General features: G+C 54.9%; 1 protein-coding gene. It reads right to left on the bottom strand.

Translation table 11 applies throughout. The annotated features are described in order from the left end of the window. Positions 1 to 16: 16 nt before the first annotated feature. A partial coding sequence (locus AB3X95_RS39010) for a hypothetical protein (protein ID WP_368624013.1) occupies positions 17 to 255 on the bottom strand: 239 nt, incomplete at its 5' end.

Raw genomic sequence — 255 nt, 5'->3', positions numbered from 1 at the left:
CAGCGGCGTGGGCAGGTTAAGCAAGTGATAAAAACCTGTTGACGATCCGGTGAAAGTTCTCCATAATCTCGTTTCTCTGCTGCAGACGCAGCGACGCAAACGAAGCAGTGCCGGGTGGTGGTTCAGGCGCTGCGGGTGGGGCGGATCGATCTTTAAAAACTAACAGCCGATAAGTGTGGGCGCTTGATGCGGAATGCGGCGGCCGATCCGTATGGATCTGCTGCAGGGCAAAAGTATCAGAAGCCTCACACAGTA

Origin of the sequence: Paraburkholderia sp. BR13444, assembly GCF_040948755.1 — a bacterium.
Classification (GTDB): Bacteria; Pseudomonadota; Gammaproteobacteria; order Burkholderiales; family Burkholderiaceae; genus Paraburkholderia; species Paraburkholderia youngii.
The sequence above is the reverse complement of the archived record's forward strand: the minus strand, read 5'-3'. Positions and strand labels throughout refer to the sequence as shown.